At 58.6% G+C, this 24,894-nt stretch carries 24 protein-coding genes; 8 read left to right on the plus strand and 16 right to left on the minus strand.

The genetic code is table 11. The features are described from left to right. Positions 1 to 2: 2 nt before the first annotated feature. Positions 3 to 452: a GNAT family N-acetyltransferase gene (locus IT895_RS16540; protein WP_199284087.1), complete on the minus strand. Its 450-nt coding sequence runs from the start codon at positions 450 to 452 to the stop codon at positions 3 to 5. A 92-nt stretch (positions 453 to 544) separates the two neighbouring features. On the opposite strand from IT895_RS16540, the gene pdxR reads away from it, so the two are divergent. The 3 genes from pdxR (at position 545) to IT895_RS16555 (ending at position 3,547) form a co-directional block, all read left to right on the plus strand. Beyond that, positions 545 to 2,035 (plus strand): MocR-like pyridoxine biosynthesis transcription factor PdxR, encoded by a 1,491-nt coding sequence (pdxR, locus tag IT895_RS16545; RefSeq protein ID WP_199284088.1) that lies wholly within the window; start codon positions 545 to 547, stop codon positions 2,033 to 2,035. 188 nt (positions 2,036 to 2,223) lie between these two features. Next, positions 2,224 to 2,907: a phosphatidylcholine synthase gene (gene pcsA / locus IT895_RS16550; RefSeq protein WP_369596867.1), complete on the plus strand. Its 684-nt coding sequence runs from the start codon at positions 2,224 to 2,226 to the stop codon at positions 2,905 to 2,907. Between the two features lie 10 nt (positions 2,908 to 2,917). Continuing rightward, positions 2,918 to 3,547 carry a DNA-3-methyladenine glycosylase I gene (locus IT895_RS16555; protein ID WP_199284089.1) on the plus strand — a complete coding sequence of 210 codons (630 nt, stop codon included), beginning with the start codon at positions 2,918 to 2,920 and terminating at the stop codon, positions 3,545 to 3,547. Between the two features lie 67 nt (positions 3,548 to 3,614). On the opposite strand, the gene IT895_RS16560 is transcribed toward IT895_RS16555, so the two are convergent. Continuing rightward, positions 3,615 to 4,166, minus strand: a complete 552-nt coding sequence (locus IT895_RS16560; protein ID WP_085919757.1) for a fasciclin domain-containing protein — start codon at positions 4,164 to 4,166, stop codon at positions 3,615 to 3,617. Positions 4,167 to 4,353: 187 nt separating this feature from the next. Here IT895_RS16560 and IT895_RS16565 point away from each other — a divergent pair, with 187 nt between their 5' ends. Further along, on the plus strand, positions 4,354 to 4,917 hold the full coding sequence (locus tag IT895_RS16565) for a sigma-70 family RNA polymerase sigma factor (protein WP_085919756.1): 564 nt from the start codon (positions 4,354 to 4,356) through the stop codon (positions 4,915 to 4,917). Beyond that, positions 4,896 to 5,606, plus strand: a complete 711-nt coding sequence (locus IT895_RS16570) for an anti-sigma factor (RefSeq protein ID WP_199284090.1) — start codon at positions 4,896 to 4,898, stop codon at positions 5,604 to 5,606. Before IT895_RS16565 ends, IT895_RS16570 begins: the two co-directional genes overlap by 22 nt. On the opposite strand, the gene IT895_RS16575 is transcribed toward IT895_RS16570, so the two are convergent. After that, positions 5,596 to 7,041: an aminotransferase-like domain-containing protein gene (locus IT895_RS16575; RefSeq protein WP_199284091.1), complete on the minus strand. Its 1,446-nt coding sequence runs from the start codon at positions 7,039 to 7,041 to the stop codon at positions 5,596 to 5,598. The two genes, IT895_RS16570 and IT895_RS16575, sit on opposite strands and share 11 nt — an antisense overlap. A gap of 165 nt (positions 7,042 to 7,206) precedes the next feature. On the opposite strand from IT895_RS16575, the gene IT895_RS16580 reads away from it, so the two are divergent. Both IT895_RS16580 and IT895_RS16585 read left to right on the plus strand, forming a co-directional pair. Next, complete coding sequence (locus IT895_RS16580) at positions 7,207 to 7,419, plus strand: DUF1127 domain-containing protein (RefSeq protein ID WP_199284092.1); 213 nt, start codon at positions 7,207 to 7,209, stop codon at positions 7,417 to 7,419. Then, on the plus strand, positions 7,406 to 8,287 hold the full coding sequence (locus tag IT895_RS16585) for a PhzF family phenazine biosynthesis protein (RefSeq protein WP_199284093.1): 882 nt from the start codon (positions 7,406 to 7,408) through the stop codon (positions 8,285 to 8,287). Before IT895_RS16580 ends, IT895_RS16585 begins: the two co-directional genes overlap by 14 nt. A gap of 43 nt (positions 8,288 to 8,330) precedes the next feature. Here the strand turns inward: IT895_RS16585 and IT895_RS16590 are convergent, their stop codons facing one another. From IT895_RS16590 to IT895_RS16600, 3 genes are all read right to left on the minus strand, one after another. After that, positions 8,331 to 9,383 (minus strand): class I fructose-bisphosphate aldolase, encoded by a 1,053-nt coding sequence (locus tag IT895_RS16590; RefSeq protein WP_199284094.1) that lies wholly within the window; start codon positions 9,381 to 9,383, stop codon positions 8,331 to 8,333. A 129-nt stretch (positions 9,384 to 9,512) separates the two neighbouring features. Continuing rightward, positions 9,513 to 9,908 carry an Hsp20/alpha crystallin family protein gene (locus tag IT895_RS16595; protein WP_085919750.1) on the minus strand — a complete coding sequence of 132 codons (396 nt, stop codon included), beginning with the start codon at positions 9,906 to 9,908 and terminating at the stop codon, positions 9,513 to 9,515. A 34-nt stretch (positions 9,909 to 9,942) separates the two neighbouring features. Then, positions 9,943 to 10,404, minus strand: a complete 462-nt coding sequence (locus IT895_RS16600; protein ID WP_085919749.1) for an Hsp20/alpha crystallin family protein — start codon at positions 10,402 to 10,404, stop codon at positions 9,943 to 9,945. A 292-nt stretch (positions 10,405 to 10,696) separates the two neighbouring features. Here IT895_RS16600 and hpxO point away from each other — a divergent pair, with 292 nt between their 5' ends. Continuing rightward, a complete protein-coding gene (hpxO, locus tag IT895_RS16605; protein WP_199284095.1) occupies positions 10,697 to 11,917 on the plus strand; it encodes an FAD-dependent urate hydroxylase HpxO in 1,221 nt (406 codons plus the stop codon). 32 nt (positions 11,918 to 11,949) lie between these two features. On the opposite strand, the gene IT895_RS16610 is transcribed toward hpxO, so the two are convergent. From IT895_RS16610 to glyA, 10 genes are all read right to left on the minus strand, one after another. Beyond that, positions 11,950 to 12,570, minus strand: a complete 621-nt coding sequence (locus IT895_RS16610; protein WP_199284096.1) for a TetR/AcrR family transcriptional regulator — start codon at positions 12,568 to 12,570, stop codon at positions 11,950 to 11,952. 101 nt (positions 12,571 to 12,671) lie between these two features. Continuing rightward, positions 12,672 to 14,168: a CoA-acylating methylmalonate-semialdehyde dehydrogenase gene (locus tag IT895_RS16615; RefSeq protein WP_199284097.1), complete on the minus strand. Its 1,497-nt coding sequence runs from the start codon at positions 14,166 to 14,168 to the stop codon at positions 12,672 to 12,674. Between the two features lie 20 nt (positions 14,169 to 14,188). Beyond that, positions 14,189 to 15,562, minus strand: coding sequence for an aspartate aminotransferase family protein (locus IT895_RS16620; RefSeq protein ID WP_199284098.1), 1,374 nt, complete (start codon positions 15,560 to 15,562; stop codon positions 14,189 to 14,191). Positions 15,563 to 15,719: 157 nt separating this feature from the next. Beyond that, the gene (locus IT895_RS16625; protein ID WP_199284099.1) at positions 15,720 to 17,099 is read right to left on the minus strand and encodes an L-serine ammonia-lyase; all 1,380 of its coding nucleotides are present in this window, start codon (positions 17,097 to 17,099) and stop codon (positions 15,720 to 15,722) included. Between the two features lie 36 nt (positions 17,100 to 17,135). Next, complete coding sequence (purU, locus tag IT895_RS16630; RefSeq protein ID WP_066314869.1) at positions 17,136 to 18,002, minus strand: formyltetrahydrofolate deformylase; 867 nt, start codon at positions 18,000 to 18,002, stop codon at positions 17,136 to 17,138. 63 nt (positions 18,003 to 18,065) lie between these two features. Further along, complete coding sequence (locus IT895_RS16635) at positions 18,066 to 18,728, minus strand: sarcosine oxidase subunit gamma (RefSeq protein WP_199284100.1); 663 nt, start codon at positions 18,726 to 18,728, stop codon at positions 18,066 to 18,068. After that, positions 18,721 to 21,771 carry a sarcosine oxidase subunit alpha gene (locus IT895_RS16640; protein WP_199284101.1) on the minus strand — a complete coding sequence of 1,017 codons (3,051 nt, stop codon included), beginning with the start codon at positions 21,769 to 21,771 and terminating at the stop codon, positions 18,721 to 18,723. The genes IT895_RS16635 and IT895_RS16640 overlap by 8 nt, the downstream gene beginning before the upstream one ends. Beyond that, a complete protein-coding gene (locus tag IT895_RS16645; protein ID WP_066314862.1) occupies positions 21,768 to 22,127 on the minus strand; it encodes a sarcosine oxidase subunit delta in 360 nt (119 codons plus the stop codon). The genes IT895_RS16640 and IT895_RS16645 overlap by 4 nt, the downstream gene beginning before the upstream one ends. Positions 22,128 to 22,141: 14 nt before the next feature. After that, positions 22,142 to 23,392, minus strand: a complete 1,251-nt coding sequence (locus IT895_RS16650; RefSeq protein WP_066314860.1) for a sarcosine oxidase subunit beta family protein — start codon at positions 23,390 to 23,392, stop codon at positions 22,142 to 22,144. A 25-nt stretch (positions 23,393 to 23,417) separates the two neighbouring features. Beyond that, positions 23,418 to 24,719 carry a serine hydroxymethyltransferase gene (glyA, locus tag IT895_RS16655; protein WP_092824452.1) on the minus strand — a complete coding sequence of 434 codons (1,302 nt, stop codon included), beginning with the start codon at positions 24,717 to 24,719 and terminating at the stop codon, positions 23,418 to 23,420. Positions 24,720 to 24,894: the final 175 nt, after the last annotated feature.

The following is a 24,894-nucleotide window of genomic DNA, read 5'->3' on the forward strand; positions in this document are numbered from 1 at the left end:
CCTTATTTGATATCGAGTAAATAGCCGTAAAACGCGTCGTTGCGCTGCCAGCCCAATGATTCATAAAGGTGCTGGGCGCGCTCGTTCTCGACCTGTGTCATCAGCATCAAACGTGCGACGCCGTGATCGTGAGCCAGCTGTGTAGCGGCTTCCATTAATGCCCTTCCGGTGCCTTTATCACGACAGTCAGGCAGCACAAAGAGGTCGTTCAGCGTCCAGCGGGCATTTAGGCCCACCGTGGAAACCCCAGGGTAAAGCTGCACAAAACCAGTGAGCGTTCCTTCACTATTCTCGCTCACCAGAATAAATGAATCTCCCAGCCCCATGCGCTGATCTAAAAAATCACGCGCCGCGTCAATATCACTCGGTTGTTTATAAAACTGACGATAGCCATCGAGTAAACCACTGAGTGGTTCCAGATCCTCGAGTACCGCCGAACGAATGTTAACCATAACGACTACTCCAACTGGGTGGTGATTCAACACAGATTGCCGCTATAGTGGTCTACGATAAAGAGCCACTTAACGCTATTTTGAGGGAACCAGTGAAACGACATGATGCGGCTGGCGACTGGATTGCGGAAGCGCTGGCGCTAAGGCTAAACCCGCACGAAGCGGCTACGCTGGTTGAGCAGCTCTATCGCTCGCTAAAGGAGTGGATTCAATACGGCGAGTTGTCGGCAGGCGATGCGCTCCCCTCGTCCCGCTACTTGGCCCGCGCTTTGAGTATTAGCCGCAATACCGTGCTAGCCGCCACAGATCGGCTATTAGCGGAAGGTCTGCTGATTGCTCTCCAAGGGGCAGGGCTCTATGTAGCAGACCTACCTACGCTGTTAACCAGGGCTGAGGCACCAACCCCTGTGCCTGTTCGCTACTCAAACCGAGGCAACAAACTATTAGCGCTAAGCGGAACGTTAAGCCACGGTCATCGCGCCTTCGCGCCTGGCGTCCCTGCGCTCGACCTGTTCCCTCGCAAGCAATGGCAGCGGTTGTTACGTCGGCACTATTATCAGGCGGAACGGTCATGGATGGATTATCAAACCGGCGGCGGGCTACCTGCTCTCAAGGCGGCTCTTTGTGACTATCTAAGACTATCCCGCGCGGTGCGCTGCCAACCAGAACAGATTGTGATTACCCAGGGCGCCCAGCAGGCGTTTGAACTGATTACCCAATTACTCACCGATCATGGGGATTCGGTTTGGATGGAGGAGCCGGGATACGGCGGCGCTCAGGCCTGTTTTCTGGCATCAGGTTTGGCGGTCACGCCCATACCCGTCGATAAAGAAGGGGTAAACCCGTCACTTGCCCCAGAGAATGCGCCAGCCCCTCGGCTTATTTACGTGACACCCTCTCACCAGTATCCCATCGGCGTGACCATGCCGGTACCCCGGCGGCTGACGTTACTCGAGCATGCGTCTCGCACCGGCAGTTGGATCATTGAAGACGATTACGACAGCGAATTTCGTTACGACACGCCGCCAACGCCCTCGCTCCAGGGCCTCGCTGAACAGGCATCGGTCATTTATGTAGGCACCTTCAGTAAGGTGCTCTATCCAGGCTTACGCCTGGGCTATCTGGTCGTGCCTGAAGCGCTTGCCGAAGACGTCAGACTGGCCCACGCACGCCTACACCGAGAGGGTAACTACCCTGTACAGTCGGCCCTCGCCGAATTCATTGCCAACGGGCACTTTACTCGCCACATCGCTCGGATGCGGGCCGCTTACCGCCAGCGCCAAGCCTGTTTGCGAGCGGCGTTAGCGCCTGCAGTGGCCGCAGGGCTTAGGCTTTCTGACGGCCATGCGGGCATGCACCTGTTAGCCGAACTCGACACCATAGAAGAAGAAAACATGCTTGTAAGACGCGCCGAGAAGCAAGGTATTACGCTTTCGCCACTTTCCCGCTATTACCTTGCTGAGAACAAGCGCCCTGGTTTAGTGCTCGGCTATGCGGGCTCAACGGAATGCGAGCTTACCAACGCCGGTGCATGGCTTAGCGACGCCTACTTGGCCATAAAGCAATCGGTGACCATTACCTAGCAGTACATGACAGCAAACGTCGCCCTCCATCAATTGATGGCCTGCCGCGTATTCTCCGAGTACCTTCCTGTAGTAGGGTAATGCTCTTTACGCACGCATCTTTCTATCAACCAGCAAGGGGACAACGCGTTCCCGATGGGGTCAACGTGGTTCAACCGTTCTCTTCGCAAACAGAGTCTCGCGCTTCGATAAGTAAGGCTTGGGGCGTGCATGCCTTCACGGCCAGCGGCGTTCTGCTCGGCACGATGGCGATGCTCGCCCTGGTCGACAATAATCCGGTTGCCTGTCTTCTCTGGCTGGGCGCAGCAATGCTGGTCGATGGCTTCGATGGCACCCTGGCCCGCAAGTTCGACGTCAAGACCGTGCTGCCCCATTTCGATGGTTCAACCCTCGACATGGTCATCGATTACCTTACCTGGGCCTTTATCCCGGCGCTTTTCATCTACTCCTTTATTGAGCTACCGCCCAACCTTGGGCTTTTGACAGTGTTCATCATCCTGCTGTCTTCGATGTTCTGTTTCTGCAACGTCAATATGAAAAGCCAGGATAATTTCTTTGTTGGCTTTCCTGCTGCCTGGAACGTCGTCGCGGTCTATGTCTATATTCTCGATCTGCCGCCCTGGTTCACGTTTGCCGTGATTGTCCTGCTGGCCGCCCTCACCGTGACACGGATGAAGTTTCTTCACCCGTTCCGGGTGCGCCTGTTCATGCCGCTCAATATCGCCGTGACGCTTGCATGGTTTGTCTGTGCCACGTCACTGGTACTCTCCACCCCCGAGCACGCGGCCTGGGCACTATGGGGCTGGGGTGTCACCTCTGTGTACTTCGTGGGTATCTGCCTGTGGCGTACCGCGAAAGAATGGTTCGATTGACAGGTCACTGATGGCTAACGACTTTATCGCTCCCGATGGATACCCCCGCTGCCAGTGGTGTGGCGGTGCGCCGGAATTATTACCCTATCACGACAATGAGTGGGGCTTTCCGGTAGATGATGATCAGCGGCTATTCGAGAAGCTGTGCCTGGAGAGCTTTCAGTCAGGCTTGAGCTGGCGCACGATTCTCAATAAGCGCGACAACTTTCGTGCCGCCTTTCACCACTTCGACTTCCATCAGGTTGCCCGCTTTGGCGAAGACGATGTGCAGCGTTTACTTCAAGACGCGGGAATTATTCGCCATCGCGGCAAGATTGAAGCAACGATTAACAATGCCAGGCGGGCCCAGGAAATGGTCGAACAGGAAGGCTCACTGGCCGCGTTTTTCTGGCGTTTTGAACCAGCCCCCTCTTCGCTACCACCACCACAGTCCCAGACCACCTCGCCTGAATCTATTGCCCTTGCCAAGGCGTTGAAAAAGCGTGGCTGGAAGTTCTTCGGCCCTACAACCGCGTTTGCCTTTATGCAGGCGATGGGGCTGCTCAATGATCACGCGGAAGGATGTATCGTTCGCGAACAAGCAGCTCGCGCCCGGGAGGGATTTTTGCGGCCGACCGGCCAGCAAAAACCCACCGCCTAGCAAGCCAGGCGGTGGGCAAACGTAACCTCAAACGAATAATTGTCACTATCCGATGTGAGCGAGACCTTTAGGGCATTAACACGCTATCGATAACGTGGATAACACCATTCGACTGTGCGACATCCACAACGGTAATGTTGGCACTATTGCCCTGGGCATCCATGACCATCAGGTTATTACCATTGCGCGATACAGTAAGGTATTCGCCCTGGACGGTTTTAAAGGCCACGGCGCCATCGTTTTCCATGGTTTCTTCCCACAATGCCTCCCGGTTCATATTGCCAGGTACGACGTGGTAGGTAAGAACCGTTTGAAGTTGTTCCTGATTCTCTGGTTGCAGCAGCGTATCAACGGTGCCATCGGGAAGTTTCGCAAAGGCGTCATCCGTCGGCGCGAATACGGTAAAAGGACCTTCGCTTTGCAGCACATCAACCAACTCAGCGGCTTGAACAGCCGCGACGAGTGTCTCATGGTCATCCGAATTAACGGCATTTTCGATAATGTTACGCTCAGGAAGCATATTGGCGCCGCCTACCGTCGTAGGGCCATGACCAGCAACGGCAGCGCCAGTAAATAGGGCAGCGGCACAAACGCCAGCGGTAAGTAGTTTGAGTTTCATTGGGGCATCTCCTGGTTGTCATTAAAAGAGCTCAGCAATGCAAGCTCATTGATACTTACGGCCCCAAGGCATCAGTGGATGCAAACATCTCAACATTTTTTTTATTCACCGCTGAGCACTCTCCTATTGCCTTCAACGGCTGACTCCCGAAGACTGGCGTTTCGGTTAACTGTGCAGAGATGCCTGAATGCTAGATGCCACACAACGCCAGCAGTATCTTATCGAGCAACTCAACGGCTGCGCCCAGGGCGACCGCAACGCATTCGAACGTCTCTATCGCGTCTCCAGTGCGCATCTATATGCTCAACTGCTGCGTATAGTAAGAGACGAGAGTGCTGCACAGGACTGCCTTCAACATGTTTTTATCAGAATCTGGCATGCCGCCGATCAATATGACGCCACGCGAGCCAAGCCGATGACCTGGCTTTCCACACTCGCTCGCAATATTGGCATCGACTGGCTGCGCCGCCAGAAGCCACAGGACACCACCACCGATGAACCCTTGTTAGCAGCGCTATTAGGCACCGACGACCCTGAAGATGACAGCATCAGTCATCAGCAAAATGACAAACTGAACGACTGCCTCGACACACTCAGTCGACATCAGCGCCAGTTAATGGAAATGGCCTATTTTCAGGGCATGACGCACAGCGAGCTTGCTAACTCTCTGTCCCAACCGCTGGGCAGCGTTAAAAGCTGGATCCGCCGTGGACTCGAGAGGTTAAAAACATGTCTAACCAATGGGATTTAAGCGACCCTGACGATCGCCACCTTGCGGCTGGTGAGTACGTATTGGGCGTGCTGGATAGCGATCAGAAAGCTCGCTTTGAAGCGCTGTTGGCGGTCAGCCATGACCTACGTAATGATGTGGAAGACTGGCGTGAATATCTGCACCTGTTCAACGAGCAACTGGACCCTAAAACACCGCCCAAGGAGGTCTGGCAGCGCATTATACAGGCGACAGGCGCGTCCCCCTTACGTTGGTGGCAGCGCCTGGGTGCATGGCAGACCATGGCGACCAGTTTTGGGGTGATCGCGTTAGCGCTGGGCCTTCTTTGGCAACAAGCTGAACGGACCCAACTACCAGACGGAGAAGCCGTCTTCGTGGTTCAGGACGAATCACGCACGCCAGGCTGGATCATTAGCGCGACCCAGGAGGGTGAGTTGATTGTACAAGCGGTTCAACCGACCCAGGTCGACAGCGAACAGACCGGTGAGCTGTGGTTGATTGCCGATGGTACGCCCGTCTCGCTGGGCCTGTTACCCGAGCAAGGTAGCCATCGTCTGGAACCCAGTGACGAGCTGCGTGCGCAATTATTTACTGCCGATTTAGCCGTCAGTGTCGAGCCCCAGGGGGGCGCTCCCGGAGGCCAGCCAACCGGTCCTATTATCGACCATGGCCGCTTGACGCCGGTACGTGGCAGCACCCTTAATCTATGAGATTTGCTTCGTGGGCCAGCGCTTCTTCCACCATCTCGGAGGCAAGCTCCCCGACTGTTCTAACGGCACTTTCGATAGCAGGCGTTAACGTAAACGCATAGTTAAGGCGCAGACATTGTCGAAACTTGCCCGAGGCGGAAAACAGCGAGCCTGGCGCCACATGAATAGCCTGCTTTGCCAAGCGTTCGTTTAGACGCACGCAATCCACCGCGGCGGGTAGCTCTACCCAGAGCAGGAAGCTGCCCTGGGGGTAGCTGATGCCCGCCCCCTCAGGAAAGTAGCGCTGCACCCAGCTGATCATAATGTCTCGCTGGCGCTGATACTGGCGAGTGGCATAACGCAGGTGGCGTTCGTAATGGCCTTTGGCAACAAATTCCGCCACGGCCAGCTGCGGCAACGTCGCCGAGGCACCCGTGGAGACATACTTCATATGCATCGCCTGGTCGCGGTAGCGCCCCGGCGCCAGCCAGCCCACCCGCAACCCCGGCCCCACCGTTTTGGAAAAGCCGCTACACAACATGACGCGGCCATCGTCATCGAAGGATTTCACAGTGCGCGGCCGGGGCAGGGAGAATGACAAATCGCCGTAGATATCGTCTTCGATAATCGCCACGTCAAAACGCTGGGCGAGCTGAAACAGTGCCCGCTTGCGTGCTTCAGGCATGGTGTAGCCCAGCGGGTTATTGTAGGTGGGCGTGACCTGTATGGCGCGGATCGGCCACTGTTCCAATGCCAGCTCCAGGGCTTCCAGACTGATGCCCGTTTGCGGGTCGGTAGGGATTTCCAGCGCTTTTAAGCCGTTGGCCTTGAGAATTTGCATGGTGCCGTAGAAGCTGGGCGAGTCCACGGCCACCACATCGCCGGGCTGGGTGAGCGTTCGCAATGCAATGGCCAGCGCCTCCTGGCAGCCGGTGGTTACCATGATGTCGTCCGGGTGCAGCAGGCAGCCGGACGCAATCGCCAGCCGCGCCACCTGCTGGCGCAGCTCGGGGCTACCGCCCAGCTTGTCGTAGTTGAATCCGTTCAGATCAGTGCTGCGATGCAGGCCAGCGAGGATTTTCGACAGTGGCCGCAGCGTTTCATACTCGAGATTGGGCACCCCACGCCCCAGCAGAAGTCGATTATCGTCCCGCTGGGTGGCGACAAGCTCCAGCACCTGATCCCATTGAGAAACATCCAACGGGCGCTGCGCCGGACGAGAGACCGACGGCAGTACCGAAGGAACCCTGCTTGGCAGCACAAAGTAGCCAGACTTAGGACGCGACTCGATCAACGCCACATCCATCAGTTGCCGGTAGGCCTCCTGGGCAGTGGAAATGCTGACGTCCAACTCCTGACAGACCGCACGAATCGAGGGGAGGCGATCCCCAACGCGGTAAATACCGTGCTCGATACGCTCCCGCAAAATGGTCGCCACTTCTTCATAGCGCGTCATAACACCCTCCTCCTCCACAACCCGATAACGATACAGACGCACCCAAAAACCGCCATACAGAGGTATAGCATGCCCTTCTGTATCTTAAAAACAATAAATTCTATATCTGTATCAAAACATCAGCGCTGAGTAATCTGGTCTGGCACACACCACTGAGGATTCGCCATGCCGCGCTTCAGCCTTACCCGACTCCGCTACCAGCTAGGTTATCAACTTCGCTACTATCAACAATGCCGCCGCAGTCGCCGCCATCTGTTAACGCTCGATGACCGGCTGCTGGAGGATGTCGGCATTAGCCGCGAGCAGGCCCGAAGAGAGGGCCGCAAACCGTTTTGGAAACATGCGTCTGTTGACAGGGGGCCTTATGAAAACCGTTGAGTATTACCTGCTGGATGTATTTACCGACCAGCCATTTACCGGCAATCCACTGGCCGTCTTTTTAGAGGCTGGAGAGCTTGAGACCAGCACCATGCAAGCGCTTGCCAATGAACTCAATTTGGCTGAAACGGTGTTCTTGAGTGCCGCCACTAGGCCGAATCATTTCCCCATGCGGATATTCACCTCCACTCAAGAACTAGCCTTTGCAGGCCATCCGACGGTGGGCACCGCACATCTATTGGCCGCTTTAAAGCTTGTGAACCGTGATCAAACCTTGGTGCTTCAGCCACCTGTTGGCGAACTGGCGGTACGCTATAACCAAGGAAGGGCGACGTTTACCACTGCCCAGCCTGCAAGCATCGCGGACAGCAACCTTGATCACGCAACCGCCGCCGAGCTACTTGGGCTTGAGGGGCATAAGGTGGTTGGCAACCCGGTGCTGGCTTCCTTTGGATTGCCCTTTCATTTGATCGAGCTAGCAGATATCACCGCTCTGGAGAACGTGCACATTTCAACAACCACCTGGGCAAATGCCGTCGCACACAGCAGTGCCGAGCAGATCTATCTATATGTCGCTGAACAGCTACACAGTGCCGAGATGCTTATTCACAGTCGTATGTTTTCCATGGAGAACAGCCTTTGCGAAGACCCCGCCACCGGCAGTGCCGCAGCCGCATTGACCGGCTATTTGGCCTCCCTTCAGCCAGATGCCTTGCAGTGCCAGATTCATCAGGGGGTTGAGATGGGTAGGCCCAGCGTTATCCATACCGGCGCCAATGGCGGGATCAAGACAGGCTTTGTGGAAGTGGGCGGTAACGCTGTGGTGGTGGGCAGGGGCGCTTTCGACATACACCAAACCATTGGCTAAGCGCCCCTTCTGTTCCCCCATGTGAGTCGTGAGGGCCAGGAGATCAGGCGACGGTCACGTCCTTGGAGAGATAGACATCCTGAATTGCATGCAGCAGTTCAACGCCTTCCGGCATCGGTTTTTGGAACGCTTTACGCCCCGAGATCAAGCCCATACCACCGGCACGCTTGTTGATCACCGCCGTGCGTACCGCTTCGCCGAGATCGGAGTGCCCTTTGGAGCCACCGCCGGAATTGATCAAACCGGCGCGGCCCATGAAACAGTTGGCGACCTGGTAGCGGGCCAGGTCGATGGGGTGATCAGTGGTCAGCTCACTGTAGACTTTCTCATGGGTATGTCCGAAGCCGACCGCCTTGTAGCCACCGTTGTTCTCCGGCAGCTTCTGTTTGACGATATCCGCCTTGAGCGTGGCGGCCATGTGGTTGGCCTGGCTGGTGAGGTCAGCGGCAACGTGATAATCGGCCCCCTCCTGCTTGAAGGCCGGGTTACGCAGATAGGCCCACAACACGGTGACCATTCCCAGTTGGTGGGCGCGCTCGAAAGCCTCGCTGATCTCCATGATTTGCCGACGGCTTTCATGGGAACCAAAGTAAATCGTCGCCCCCACCGCCACACAGCCCATATCGTGTGCCTGCTCAACATCGGCAAACAGCGTCTGGTCATACATGGCCGGGTAGCTCAGCGTTTCGTTGTGGTTGAGCTTCAACATCATCGGTATCTTGTGGGCGTAGCGCCGTGCCACGGAAGAGAGCACCCCAAGCGTCGATGCGACGCCATTGCATCCCCCTTCAAGCGCCAACTCGACAATATTGGCCGGGTCAAAGTAACGCGGATTCGGTGCAAAAGAGGCACCTGCCGAATGCTCGATGCCCTGGTCCACCGGCAACAGGCTAAGGTAGCCAGTGCCCGCCAGGCGCCCATGGTTAAAGAAGCTCTGCATGTTGCGCAACACCGCCGGCGTGCGGTCACTATCCACCATGACGCGGTCAATAAAATCAGGGCCGGGCAGGTGTAAGCTATCGCGGGGAACGCCCTGGCAGGTGTGATTAAGCAAACTCTCGGCATCGCTGCCGAGCAACGCGGTTATATCTGTCATGACGCAATCCTCTCTATCGATAAGGGAAGTATCGAACACTCCTTATGTAGAGCATAGAGCTTAAATTGCGACGATGGAAAGTACCGCCCCACGCAGTAGCAGAGTACGGGGGCGGCAGAGCACAAGCTTTTAGGCCGCTTGTACCTCGATACGGCGCGTGCGATGACTATCTTTCTTGGGCAGCGTTACCGTCAACACACCATTGATGATCCGTGCCGAAATCGCATCACCGTCTATTTCATGACTGAGGTTGAAGCGGCGTGCAAAGCGCTGGCCGCGGACTTCAGCGTGAAGCGCACTCAGTCCTTCGGGCATGTTCAGGTTTATCTCGCCCTCCAAGCTCAGTACATTATTATCGAGTTCTACTTTCAGCGTGTCGTGGGTAACGCCGGGCATATCCGCCACCAGCGTAAGGGCGCTGGACTCCTCGATGATGTCCACCGCCGGTAGTAGCGTTTCCTGCTCGCGTTGCTCGGTACGCTGTTGGAGCGGTGAACGATCTGATGAACGAACAACGTTATTCATGGTTTATCCCTCCTTATCAAGCAATAAACATGACTTAAGCCGCTTGAACATCGATACGACGTGGTTTGAGCTCCTCACGCTTGGGCAGCACCACCTCGAACACACCATGGGCATGGCGGGCTTCGGCTCGGTCTGCATCCACGCCATCCGGTAACGCAATGGCGCGTACGAACTCACCGCTGACGCGTTCGCGGCGGAAGACCGGGCGAGAACCCTCGCGCTCTTCATTGCCAACGACGGACTCACGCTTACCACGCAGGGTCAGCACATTGTCTTGGACATCAATGGCTAGATCCGAGGGTGCCAGACCCGCCGCAAACACATACACATGCACGGCTTCGTCGCTGCGGGCCACATTGATCATAGGGAAGCTGCCATGGGGCACAGCGCGAATATCCATCGCATTGCCGTCGGGCAAGAAGTCGTCCAGCAATTGGCGGAACCAGTCCAGCCGCTGAGGCGAGCCAACGTCAAAACGCTTGAGATCATCGAACATATCGAACACCTCCTACGTTAAGCAGATTGTGGGAAGAGAGGCCGCCACATCCCATCGCAGCGCCTCTTAAATCGCAAAATAGGAGCATTCAGACAGTTTTCAAGGGGGGTAACAGGCATTTTTTTGCTTTTTAATTCAGTTATCCAGCACACCGTAAATGCCTGCCCGGCCGACCATTACCTGTACATTAAACCTCAATCTTGTATACAGTTAGCCTTCGCAATGTGGCTGTTGTTGACCGGTTTGTCGAATTAATGCTCATTGTGCTCTTTCACTGCTCTAGGAGTTTGTCATGCCCCGCCCTCTTACCACCTCTCTCCATATTCTCGTTATCGGCGCGGGCATTGGCGGGCTAAGCACCGCTCTGGCTTTCCAGCAGCAAGGGCACCGCGTCACGGTTGTCGAACGCGTGGCGACCATTCGCCCTGTCGGCGCGGCGATTTCGCTATGGCCGAATGGCGTCAAGGTCATGCACCAGCTAGGCCTGGGTGAGACCATCGAGGCTTTGAGCGGCGAGATGACCCAGATGCGCTACCTGACCCACACCGGCCAGACCTTGACCGACTTCAGCCTGGCACCGCTGTTTGGCGATGTCGGCCAGCGCGTCTGCCCGATTGCCCGCGCCGCCCTCCAACAGACACTGCTGGACGCAGTAGGTCATGAAAATATTCAGTTTGGCCGTCGCGGTGACGATTACACGGTCACCCAGGACGGCGTGGCGGCGCATTTTGATGACGGCGAAAGTCTGAATGCTGACTTGCTGGTCGTGGCAGAAGGTACGCATTCAAAGCTGCGCAGCAAGTTGGTAGGCCACCCCGTGGAGCGCCAATACGTCGGCTACGTGAACTGGAACGTCCGCGTGCCTGCTGATGAAGCCTTGGCACCGCTGAGTCACTGGGACCAGTACGTGGGGGACGCTAAGCGGGTCTCGTTCATGCCCATGGGCAGAGGTGGTAATGATGACGGCGCCCAGGAGTTTTATTGCTTCTTCGACGTGCCTCTCCCTGTCGGTACGACAAACGACCCCGACCACTACCGCGATGAATTACGCGAACACTTCGCGGGCTGGGCCGAGCCTGTACAGACGCTGATTGAACACTTTGACCCGGCGCGCATGGCCCGGGTGGAAATCTACGATATCCCGCCGCTCGATTCACTAACCGCACCCCGCGTTGCCCTGCTGGGTGATGCCGCTCACGGCATGGCGCCTGACCTAGGCCAGGGCGGCTGCCAAGCCATGGAAGATGCCTGGGTACTTGCCCAAGCAGTGCAGCGGTCACTTGAAGGAAATGCGGATGCGTCAGCGGCCATTGCCAGTGCATTGGCCCAGTACGACCGGGCGCGCGTCGACCGAGTGGGCGAAATCGTCCAGCGCGCCCGCAAGCGCGCCGCGATGATCCATGGGCACGACGCCACTCACACCCAAGCCTGGTACGATGAGCTCAAGAACGAAGATGGCCAAGCCATCATTGATGGCTTGAAGACCACGGTGACAGGCGGGCCACTAGGTTAATCGAACTGACTATAAGGGAGTATCTTACTGGCTCACGCCGTCAGGCCGATGCCTTTTAAAATCACTGTGGTCACCGACTGCACGGCTTTTTCGAACTGCAGGTCATCCAGCGGTTGATCGTCGTTGAGCAGGTAGATCTGGTAGTCGAAATCGGCGTAGTGCTGGGTCGAGGCCCAGATCATATAGAGCAGGTAGGAAGGTTCGACGGGGTTGATCTGGCCCGACTCGATCCATTCGCTGATCTTGGCTTCCTTGAGCTTGGTCCATTCGTAGAGGTTGTCGCGCAGGCATTCTTTCAGAATCGGTGCGCCTTGCATCACCTCGGCCGCCCATACCTTTGAGCCGTGGGCGCGATTGCGGGAGTGGTTCATCTTGGCGCGAATATAGGTGGAAAGCACGACCCGGGGGTCATCGTAGAGCTCAAAACACAGCGCATCCTGTTTCCATACCTCTAGCAACTCCAGCAAGACGTCCTGGTAAAGCGCTTTTTTGGTCGAAAAGTAATAATGCACGTTGGACTTGGGAATATCGGCCAACTGGGCAATTTCGCCCATCGATGCTCCCGCGTAGCCCTTTTCGGCAAACAGCTGTTCCGCCGCCTGAAGAATCTTTTTCACGTTGGTCTGCCGAATTTCGTCCTGGGTTCTTGCCACGCTGCACTCATCCTTTCATGTCTTACGCCTAGAAGACGCACCAAAAAAAGCACCATCGCAGTGCGACGGTGCTGAGAAGATGTCTTAGTTACTGTGGCGCGTCAACTTTGATTGGCAGGAAAAGAGAACTCCGCCTGTGTGGCTTCACTCACGGAAGGCCAGCGTTGGGAAACCGCCTTGCGGCGGGTATAGAAGCGTACCGAGTCGGGCCCGTAGGCGTGAAGGTCACCAAACAGCGAACGCTTCCAGCCGCCAAAGCTGTGGTAAGCCACCGGTACCGGAAGCGGCACATTGACACCGACCATGCCGACTTCAATGCCGTCGGTAAAGCGGCGGGCGGCTTCGCCATCGCGGGTGAACAGGCAGGTGCCGTTGCCGTATTCGTGGTCGTTGATCAGTTGCATGGCGTCGTCCAGGCTGCCGACCCGCACCACGCAAAGTACCGGGCCAAAGATCTCTTCCTGGTAGATACGCATCTCGGCGGTGACGTTATCGAACAGGCAGCCACCGACAAAGTAGCCTTCTTCATGGCCCGGCACTGCCAGCTTACGGCCATCGGCGACCAGCGTTGCCCCGGCATTGACGCCGTCTTCGATGAAGCTCAGCACTTTATCGCGGTGCTCGGCGGTGACCAGCGGCCCCATATCCAGGCCTTTCTCGGTGCCCGGGCCCACTTTGAGGTGGGCGATTTTGGGCAGCATGGTTTCCACCAGGCGATTCGCCGTTTCATCGCCGACGCATACGGCTACCGAGATCGCCATGCAGCGCTCGCCGCAGCTGCCGTAGGCGGCTCCCATCAGCGTATTGGCGGCGTTCTCCAGGTCGGCATCCGGTAGCACCACGGCATGGTTCTTTGCGCCGCCCAGGGCCTGCACACGCTTACCGGCGGCGGAGCCACGGGTATAGATCGCCTCGGCCACCGGGGTGGAGCCAACAAACGAAATGGCTTTGACGGCCTTGGCATCGAGTAGCGTTTCCACCGCTTCACGACCGCCGTGCACCACGTTCATCACGCCGTTGGGGAGCCCGGCTTCCTGGAGCAGTTCCGCCACCGCCATGGCTGCGGAGGGATCTTTTTCCGACGGCTTGAGGATGAAGGTGTTACCGCAGGCAATGGCCATGGGGTACATCCACAGCGGCACCATGGCGGGGAAATTGAACGGGGTAATGCCCGCCACCACGCCCAGGGGCTGGAAGTTGGACCAAGCATCGATGCCCGGCCCGACGTTGTGGGAGTACTCGCCCTTCAACAGCTCCGGCACGCCACAGGCGTACTCGACGTTCTCGATGCCCCGCTTGAGCTCCCCCATGGCGTCTTCGGGGGTTTTGCCATGCTCTTCGCTGACCAGCTGCACCAGGCGGTCAGCGTTATCTTCGAGCAACTGCTTGAAGCGGTACATGACCTGGGCGCGCTTGTTGGGCGGCGTATCGCGCCAGGCGGGAAACGCCGCCTGGGCGGCGGCAATCGCTTGCTCGACGTCGGCGGCACTGGCATCTGCCACTTGGCGAATCACTTGCCCCGTCGAGGGATTGGTCACGTCCAGCGTGCGCTGGCTTTCGATCAAATCACCGTTAATCAGGTGGGAAACAACGTTCATGTTCTACTCTCCGTCATCATTTATGCCAGCGCATCCAGGGTGGTCGCCACGGCGTCGAACAGCCGCTCCAGCTCGGCCTCGGTAGTGCCAAACGGAGGACCAAACTGCAGCGTGTCACCGCCGTAGCGCACGTAGAAGCCTGCTTCCCAGAGCGCCATATGCGCATCGCGAGGGCGAATCGTCGGGTCGCCGTCGCGGGGGGCCAGTTGAAGCGCCCCGGCCAAGCCGTAGTTGCGGATATCCACAATGTGCTGACGGCCTTTGAGGGCATGCAGCTTCTGCTCAAAGCTTGGGGCAATGGCATTGACCTGAGCGGGGAAGTTGTCGCGCTCCATCATGTCAAGCGCAGCAAGCCCCGCGGCGCAGGCCACCGGGTGGGCGCTGTAGGTATAGCCATGGGGAAACTCGACGGCGTGCTGCGGGCCGCCCGCGTGCATGAAGGTATCGAAAATCTCGCTGGACGCAATTACTGCGCCCATGGGGATGGCGCCATTGGTGATCTGCTTGGCGACGTTCATGATATCCGGCGTGACGCCAAAGGCCTCGGCACCGGTGGTCGCGCCGCTGCGCCCGAAGGCAGTGATCACCTCGTCGAAAATCAGCAGAATATCGTGGGCGGTGCAGATCTCGCGCAGCCGATCCAGATAGCCCTTTGGCGGCACGATCACCCCCGCCGAGCCGGACATCGGCTCGACAATCACCGCGGCAATGGTCGAGGCATCGTGGAGCGCGATTTGATCGAGCAGCGCATCGGCAAGCTCAGCGCCTGAGTCCGCCTGGCCTTTCGTGAAGGCATGACCCGCCTGGAGCGTGTGCGGCAGGTGCGTTACGTCCATCAACGGGCCGTAATGCTTACGATTGGGGCCGATGCCGCCGAGGCTGGTGCCGCCGATGTTAACCCCGTGATAGCCCTTGGCGCGGCCGATCATGCGAGTCTTTTCGGGCTTTCCCTTTAGGCGCCAGTAGGCCTTGGCCATCTTGACCGAGGTATCGGCCGCCTCGGAGCCCGAGTTGGTGAAAAACACATGGTCAAGCCCGGCAGGCGTCAGGCTGGCCACCTTTTCCGCTAGCTTGAAGGCCAGCGGGTGGCCAATCTGAAAGCCGGGGGCAAAGTCGAGGCTACCCAACTGCGCCGCCACGGTTTTCTGAATCTCTTCCCGGTTGTGGCCCGCGCCGCAGGTCCACAGGCCGGAAAGCGAATCGAAAAGCTTGCGGCCCTGGTCGTCGATGTAATAACGCCCTTCCGCCCCGGTGATGACACGCGGGTTGGCGCGAAAATCCCGATTCGAGCTAAACGGCATCCAGTAATGCTGATTCAGCACGCCATCGGGCGCGTGGTCGCCAGCAGCATCCGCTGAAGCCTGAGGGGTGGTTTTGCTTTTTAGTCCAAACATGGTGTCCAGCTCCATCGCTGTGAGGCATGGCCTCAGCGTGGCCGACTGAACACGTTTATAAAATCATGCTTTCCTTTTGTTCACGTTAGACAATCTATACGTAACACGGCATGGCGAAGCTACCCCTCACAGCCTGCAAACTTGAACGGGCCCCTCATCAACACTCGATCGTATTAACCGCCAACCCGCCTTTCGAGGTTTCCTTATATTTATCCTGCATATCAGCGCCGGTATCACGCATGGTGCGGATCACCTTATCCAGCGAGATAAAGTGCTCGCCATCCCCCCTTAGTGCCATCTGGGCGGCGTTGATGGCTTTTATTGACGCGATGGCGTTGCGCTCGATGCAGGGCACCTGGACCAAGCCGCCGACGGGGTCACAGGTCAGCCCGAGGTTATGCTCCAGGCCGATTTCAGCGGCATTTTCGACCTGCGCGACACTGCCGCCCATCAGTTCCGCAAGGCCAGCGGCGGCCATCGCGCACGCGGAGCCAACTTCGCCCTGGCAGCCTACTTCGGCACCCGAGATCGAGGCGTTTTTCTTGCACAGAATGCCCACGGCACCTGCCGCCAGCAGGAAGTCGACGACGTCTCGCTCGCTGGCCCCTTCGCGGAAGTGCATGTAGTAGTGCAATACCGCCGGAATAATACCCGCGGCACCATTGGTCGGCGCCGTCACCATGCGACCACCCGCGGCATTTTCTTCATTGACCGCCAGCGCATAGAGGTTGACCCAGTCCATTGCCGACATCGTCGTGGTAATCACTGACGGATTTTCATCCACTGCCTGCAATCTTTGATGCAGCAAACGCGCCCGCCGACGAACATTCAGCCCGCCGGGCAACACGCCTTCGGCCTCGAGTCCTTTGTTCACACAGGCTTTCATCGCCGCCCAGATATCGCAAAGCCCTTGGCGTATCTCGGCTTCGCTGCGCCAGGCGCGCTCGTTTTCGAGCATCAGCTCACTGATTCGCAGGCCGCTATCCCGACACATGGTCAACAAGTCGGCCGCGGTATGAAAGTCATAGGGAAGCTCGGTGGTATCGCTGTCCAGTTGACCTTGATCTGCCTGGGCCTGATCCACCACGAAACCTCCGCCCACCGAGTAATAGGTATTGCGGTACAGCTCACCGTTTTGTCCATGGGCGATCAGCCGCATGGCATTGGGATGATGCGGCAGGCTTTCCTCGAACAGCTGCATGTCACGCTGCCACTGAAAGGGAACGCTGTACTGGCTGTTCAGGAGCAGCACCTCAGAGGCTTTCAACGCGCTGATCGAGGGGCCAATAACATCCGGATCGATTTCATCTGGCCTTTTCCCCATCAGGCCCATGATGACGGCGTGATCCGTGCCGTGGCCCACCCCTGTTGAGGAGAGAGAACCGAAGAGGTGCACCTCAACGCGAGTGACGTCGTTCAGCAGCTCACTTGCCCCAAGTTCACCGATGAAGTCAAAAGCGGCCCGCATTGGGCCGACAGTATGTGAACTCGATGGCCCGATGCCGATCTTGAAGAGATCGAAAACACTGATTGACATGCTTGTCTACCTTACAGAGATGTTGTCATTATACGACTAGCGGTCAAAAACCACGGTGCGATTGGCATGCAGGAAGACACGTCGCTCCACATGGAGGGTCACCGCCCGGGCAAGCGTCAAACACTCGACATCCCGCCCCTTGGCTACCAGGTCTTCCGGGTAGTCGGTATGGCTGACGGGCTCGACCCCTTGGGTAATGATAGGCCCTTCGTCGAGGTCATCGTTAATATAATGAGCCGTTGCGCCCACTAGCTTGACCCCCTTCTCGTAGGCTTGATGATAAGGGCGAGCCCCCTTGAAGCCGGGCAGCAGCGAGTGATGAATGTTGATTGCCTTGCCCGTTAACTTTTGGCACATGCCGCTCGAGAGCACCTGCATATAGCGGGCGAGAATGACCAGTTCAGCCCCGGCGGCCTCTATTTCTTCCCAGACCTGTGCTTCCTGCTCTGGCTTGGTTTGCGGGGTAATCGGTAGATAGCGGTAAGGAATGCCATGCCATTCGGCCAGGGGCGCCAAATCCGGGTGATTGGAAACAATCGCGCGGATATCGATGGGCAGTTGGCCTATGCGGTAACGGTAGAGCAAGTCGTTGAGGCAGTGATCCGCCTTGGACACCATGATCACCACCGGTATACGCGTCTCGGGTGCCGTCAGCTCGAAGCTCATCGCAAAGTCAGCCGCCCGTTCGGCGAACGCCGACTGAAAGGCGTCCGCATCGAACGTCTCGTCCTCGGGACGGAACTCGGTGCGGATAAAAAACCGCTCGCTGAGCCGGTCGTCAAATGACTGTTGTTCGGTGATGTAACAGCGTTGTTCTTTTAGAAAACGCGTCACAACGTCGACGGTGCCAAGCCGACTTGCACACTGAGCCGCCAATATCCAACGGTTATTTTTATCTTGCATAGCAGGTTCTCCCTCCCCCTCAGTGAGGAAAAGTCGAGGCCGGCATTTGCCGACCTCCACTCATCAGTCATCAACGCCGATGGCATACTCTTGGCTCGCATCCAGCAGCCAGCGATACAGGTAATCGGCAAAGCTGCGGCGCAATACCAGCTCCCAGCGGTCCTCGGCAGGACGCCGCAGGATCAGGTTACTTTTGGCAAAGACCGTGGTCACACCCTTGCCCACCGGGAATCCCGCTGGGTGCACGTCGTAGGGCGTCGATTTCATCAGAAGCTCAGTGGCGGCCTCGCCTTCGAGCTCAAGCAGCGTCTGACCGCCGCTGACGTTGACGATGGCATAATGAGCATCGCCCAGCGCCTCGCGCAACTTGGCTTCCAGGGAAAACTCTTCGCCACCGGGGACGATGACGAGCCACTCGTCCGGCGAGAGCCACTGGGCAGAGCGTTCGCCGCTTGGATCCTGGCTGAGGGTATTGGGGCGCGCCGGCAGGCCAAAACCGAGCACCTGCCGGACCGCTTCATCAAGCACAATGGCACCGCCGCGCAGCACCACATGGCCTAGCAGGGCGCGCTCACGGATCACCACGCGGCTGCGCTGTGAAACCCCGGGATGCCCCGTGTGATGGTACGACCAGGCCAACGGGGATTCCGCCGGCACCTCGGCGGTAGGGCGAACATCGTACATATTGATACCGGTTGCCGTGGTTGCAGACGTATGTTCAGACATGCTGACGCTCTCCCTTGGGGTCGTAAAAGACGGGGCTGACGATTTCGGCGGCATGGGTCTTGCCATCGACCATCGGCAAATAGACGATCTCGCCCATCCGCTGATGCCCGCCTTTGATCACCGCCAGTGCAAAGCCGCTTTCGAGTATCGGGCTGTAATAGCTGGACGTTACATGGCCCACCATCGGCATGGGGATGGCGTGGTCAGGGTCAAACACTATCTGCGCGCCTTCTTCCAGCACCACCGAGGGGTCCTTGGGCATAAGCCCGACCATCTGCTTGCGATCCACGCGCCGCGTATCCGAACGGGTCAGGGCTCGCTTGCCGATCCACGGAAAAGGCTTGTCGTAGCCCACCGCCCACTGCATGCCGAGGTCTTCCGGCGTGACCGAGCCATCCGTCTCCTGTCCTGCAATGATCAGTCCCTTCTCGGCCCTGAGCACGTGCATGGTCTCGGTGCCATAGGGGGTCAGATCGTATTTTTCACCGTGCGCGAACAGCGTCTTCCAGACATGCAGCGCATAGTTGGCCTGCACATTGATTTCGAAGGACAGCTCGCCCGTGAAGGAGATACGGAAGACCCGGGCGGGGACATCGGCCACCGTGCCTTCGCGCCAGTCCATGAATTTGAAGGTCTCGCGATCCAGGTCGATATCGGTGATCTCGGCAAGCAGCTTGCGTGCCTCAGGACCGGTAACCGTGATCGTCGCCCAATGGTCAGTCACCGAATTGAAATACACCTGCAAGTCGGGCCATTCGGTCTGGTGCCACAGCTCCAGCCACTCCATCACACCCGCTGCACCGCCGGTGGTGGTGGTCATCAGGAAGTGGTTCTCGCCCAGGCAGCTGGTGGTGCCATCATCCATCAGCATGCCGTCGTCCTTGCACATCAGACCGTAACGGACCCGCCCAGGCGCCAGCTTGGCCCACTTGTTGGTGTAAACCCGCCCCAGGAACTCGCGGGCGTCAGGGCCCTGGATATCGATCTTGCCCAGCGTCGAGGCATCCAGAATGCCGACCCCCTGGCGGACCGCCAGGCACTCTCTGGCCACGGCGTCGTGCATCGATTCTGTCTTGCCATTGACGGTTCGTGGAAAGTACCAGGGGCGCTTCCACTGACCCACGTCTTCAAACTCGGCCCCTTGCTCCACGTGCCACTGGTGCATGGCGGTATAGCGCTCGGGGTCAAAGAGGTCACGGCAGTGACGGCCCACAATGGCGCCAAAGGTCACCGGCGTATAGTTGGGCCGGAACACGGTGGTCCCCACTTCCGGGATCGTTTTACCCAGGCAGCGTGCCGCAATGGCCATGCCGTTGATATTGCCAAGCTTGCCCTGGTCGGTGCCAAAGCCCATCGCGGTATAGCGCTTGACGTGCTCGATGGATTCAAATCCTTCCCGCGTCGCCAGCTCGATCGCGGCAGCGGTCACGTCGTTCTGCATATCCACGAACTGCTTGGGGCCGCGCAGGGTCGGTTTTTCATGGGGCACCTGGTACAGCGCGCAGGCGGCACCCTGCCGGTAGGTGTTGACCTGTGGCAGCTCGACAGGCGTTGCCGCAAAGCCCAGCGCCGATAGCGCCTCAGCCGCTGCGGAACAGCCATTTGCCAGGCCATCCGCGAGCTGATGAAAGCCCCGCACGCTGCCCGCCGCATGCACGCCTTTGACCAGGCTGGGCACAAAACCGAGAATCTCGTCGTTCCAGGTTGGCCGTGCTCCGGTATGCGACGCCAGGTGAATCGCCGGGCTATAGCCGCCGGAGCTGGCGATGGTGTCGCACAACAAGGTGTCTGAGGAGCCGGTAACCTTGAAGGTTTCCGCATCGATGGTGGCGACGCGGGCGCCGGTCACCCGGTCGCTGCCCTTGGCTTCCAGCACGGCGGCGCCTTCGATAATGCGCACACCGCGCACCCGGGCCTGTTCGACCAGGTCACCTTCAGGGGCCTTGCGGGCATCGACAATGGCGACCACTTCACGGCCGGCATCGAGCCAGTCCAGGGCCGCGCGGTAGGCGTAATCGTTGGTGGTCGAAAGCACCAGCTTGTTGCCGGGTACCACGCCATAACGACGAATATAGGTGGACACTGCACCCGCGGTCATGTTGCCCGGCACATCGTTATTGCCATACACCAGAGGCCGCTCATGGGCACCTGTCGCCAGCAGCGCTTGCCCGGCCCGGACGCGGTGCATGCGCGAACGGCTCGGCCGCTGCCCATCGGTGAGCGGCGCCGTCTCACCAAGGTGCTCGGTGCGCCGCTCATGCAGCGTGACAAAGTGATGGTCGTGGTAACCATTCGCCGTGGTACGCGGCAGCAGGGTGACGTTCGCCATCTGGGCAAGCTCGTTCACGACGCCCTCGACCCAGTGGTGGGCCGGTTGGCCATCGAGCTGTTCGCGGCTATCGAGCAGCGAACCGCCCATTTCTTCCTGCTCATCGCACAGGATCACACGGGCACCGCTTCGCGCCGCCGTCAGCGCCGCGGATAACCCTGCCGGACCGGCACCCACGACCAGCAGATCGCAATGCTGGTTGAGGTGATCGTAATGATCCGGATCGCGCTCCATCGGGCTGCGGCCAAGCCCCGCCCCTTTACGGATGACCTTCTCGTAGGTCATCCACATGGAAGCGGGGGCCATGAACGTCTTGTAGTAGAACCCCGGCGGCATAAACTGCCCACCAAGCTTGCCGACCAGGCTCATGACATCCCGCTGGACATTCGGCCAACCGTTGGTACTGCGCGCCACCAGGCCATCAAAAAGGGCCTGTTGCGTGGCACGCACGTTGGGCACCTGGGCGGCTTCGGTGCTGCCTAACTGCACCAGGGCATTGGGCTCTTCAGCCCCCGCTGCGACGATCCCCCGGGGCCGTGAATACTTGAAGCTGCGGTTGACGATGTTCACCCCGTTGGCGAGCAGCGCCGAGGCCAGGGTATCACCGGCATGGCCCTGGTATTGCTTGCCATTGAAGGTAAAGCTCAACGTTTGGGCGCGATCAATTCGCCCCCCTTCGCGAACACGATTCGGCTGTTTCAGCGACTGGCTCATACGTGAACTCCTTCCTGGCGCGACGGCTCTTGTTGTGCGTCATTGAGCTGATCAGCGGGCTTGCCCTCGGGGTACTCCGCCGTAAAGTGTGGCTGTTCGCCCATGGGGTAAGTCTCAAGAATCTCGTAGGTCACCGTATTACGGGTGACATTGAAGAACTTGCGACAGCCGATGGCGTGCACCCACATTTCATGGTGGATGCCGCGCGGGTTATCACGGAAAAACAGATAGTCGCCCCACTCTTCATCGCTGCAGGCGTCGGGGTCTGCAGGCCGTGTGATGTGGGCTTGGCCCTTGGGATGAAACTCCTCTTCTTCGCGGAGCTCTTCGCAATAGGGGCAGTAAATATGCAACATGGTACTGACTCCGATTAGTGGGCCACGCCGGCGGCGCCGTGCTCGTCCACCAGCGCACCGGTGTGGAAGCGATTGATAGAGAACGGCGCCGCAATGGGATGCGCCTGGTTTTTCGCCAACGTCCAGGCGAATACATGGCCTGATCCCGGCGTGGCCTTGAAGCCGCCGGTGCCCCAGCCACAGTTGAAGTAAAGCCCCTTGACCGGTGTGGCGGACAGAATCGGGCACGCATCCGGGCAGGTATCCACAATGCCGCCCCATTGGCGGTTCATGCGCACCCGCGAAAAGATGGGGAACATCTCGATCACCGCCTGCAGCGTGTGCTCGACGGTCGGGTAGCTACCACGCTGCCCGTAACCGTTGTAGCCGTCGATGCCCGCACCAATGACCAGGTCACCCTTGTCGGTCTGGCTGATATAGCCATGCACATGGTTGGACATGACCACCGTGTCCAGCACTGGCTTGAGCGGTTCGGACACCAGGGCCTGCAAGGGGTGAGATTCCAGCGGCAGCCGGAAGCCTGCCATCTTGGCGAGTACGCCCGAATTGCCCGCGGCCACGCAGCCCACGGTTTTCGCTTCGATATCACCGCGGTTGGTATGCACGCCATAGATACGGCCATCGCGAATCTTGAAGCCGGTTACCTCGGTGTTCTGCAGAATATCCACGCCCAGCGCGTCCGCCGCCCGGGCAAAGCCCCAGGCAACCGCGTCGTGGCGTGCCACGCCCGCCCTCGGCTGCCATGAGGCGCCCAGGATGGGGTAACGGGCATTTTTTGAGCAGTCCATCACCGGCACGATGGCCTGGATCTGCTCCGGCGTGAGTACCTCGCTGTCGATACCGTTCAGGCGGTTGGCGTTGACCCGGCGCTGTACATCGCGCATGTCCTGGAGCGTGTGGGCCAGGTTCATCACCCCACGCTGGGAGAACATCACGTTGTAGTTGAGATCCTGGGATAGCCCTTCCCACAGTTTCATGGAGTGCTCGTAGAGCGCTGCCGACTCATCCCACAAATAATTGGAACGCACGATGGTGGTGTTACGCGCGGTATTACCGCCACCCAGCCAACCTTTCTCGACCACGGCAACATTGGTAATACCGTGCTCCTTGGCAAGGTAGTAGGCCGTGGCCAGGCCGTGGCCGCCGCCGCCGACGATCACCACGTCGTACTGCTTCTTGGGGGTGGGGTTACGCCACTGGCGCTCCCAGTTCTCATGATGGCTCAGCGCGTGCTTGGCCAGCCCGAATCCTGAATAACGTTGCATGGTTGTCTCCTGATTCGTAATGGCGTTACAGCGCCGTCTCGGCCGCTACTTGGGGTTCGCGGCTCTCGCCATAAACCGGATGGCGCTCGCACAGCGCGGCGACCTTGTCACGCACTTCGCTTTCCACGGCGTCTGTGTTGCCGCGCTCGGCCAGCACGTCGAGGATGTCGCAGATCCAGCCGGCCAGTTCCGCACACTCCGTTTCATCGAAACCACGCGATGTCGCGGCGGGCGTGCCGATACGCAGCCCCGAGGTGACGAAGGGGCTTTCCGGGTCGTTGGGCACGGCGTTCTTATTGACGGTGATATGCGCCCGGCCCAGGGCCGCATCCGCGTCCTTGCCGGTGACGCCCTGCTTGATCAGCGACAGCAGGAAGAGGTGATCATCGGTACCGCCGGAGATCACATCAAAGCCGCGCTCCATGAACACATTCGCCATGGCACGGGCGTTGTTAATCACGCGCTGCTGGTACTGCACAAAGTCCTGGCTCATCGCCTCCTTGAAGGCGACCGCTTTAGCGGCGATCACGTGCATCAGCGGGCCACCCTGCTGGCCCGGGAAGACGGCGCCATTGAGCTTTTTGTACAGCGCGGCGTCACCGTGATCGGAAAGAATCAGCCCGCCCCTTGGGCCGCGCAAGGTCTTGTGAGTGGTCGTGGTGACGACATGGGCGTAGGGAACCGGGCTCGGGTAGTGACCGGCGGCCACCAGACCCGCGACATGGGCCATGTCGACCATCAGCCAGGCACCGACTTCGTCGGCGATGGTGCGGAAACGACGCCAGTCGACGACCCGCGAATACGCCGAGAAACCGGCAATGATCATCTTCGGCTGGTGCTCACGTGCCAGACGCTCAACTTCTGCATAGTCGATTTCGCCGGTTTCCGGAATCAGGCCGTACTGCACGGCATGGTAATGCTTACCGGAAAAGTTGGGTGCGGCACCGTGGGTCAAGTGCCCCCCATGGGCCAGGCTCATGCCCAACACCGTATCGCCGGGTTTGATGAGCGCCATGAAAACCGCCGCATTGGCCTGGGCGCCGGAGTGTGGCTGAACATTGGCATATTCAGCACCAAACAAATCGCAGGCACGACTGATCGCCAGCTGTTCGACCACATCCACATGTTCGCAGCCACCGTAGTAGCGCTTACCCGGGTAGCCCTCGGCGTATTTATTGGTGAGCACCGTGCCCTGCGCCTCGATCACCGCCCGGCTGGCATAGTTCTCGGAAGCAATCAGTTCGATATGCGCTTCCTGACGCGCTACCTCATCGGCGATGGCCGCCGAAATCTGGGAATCGAAGTTGGCAAGTGTGGAAGGGTTCATAAACATCTCCTGTTGTTATCGGCAGCTGCGACATGGACGATCTGGTTGCTGAAGTGACAGCCGGTTGAGCCGGGTATGCCAGTGCGTTAGCTGACTACTATTAATACGCAAGGCTCGCTGAAATAAATTGAACAAATGCGACATATTTCATGAACGCCCGGCATGTAAAACAGCA

The organism is Halomonas sp. A40-4 (assembly GCF_015767635.1).
GTDB lineage: Bacteria > Pseudomonadota > Gammaproteobacteria > Pseudomonadales > Halomonadaceae > Vreelandella > Vreelandella janggokensis.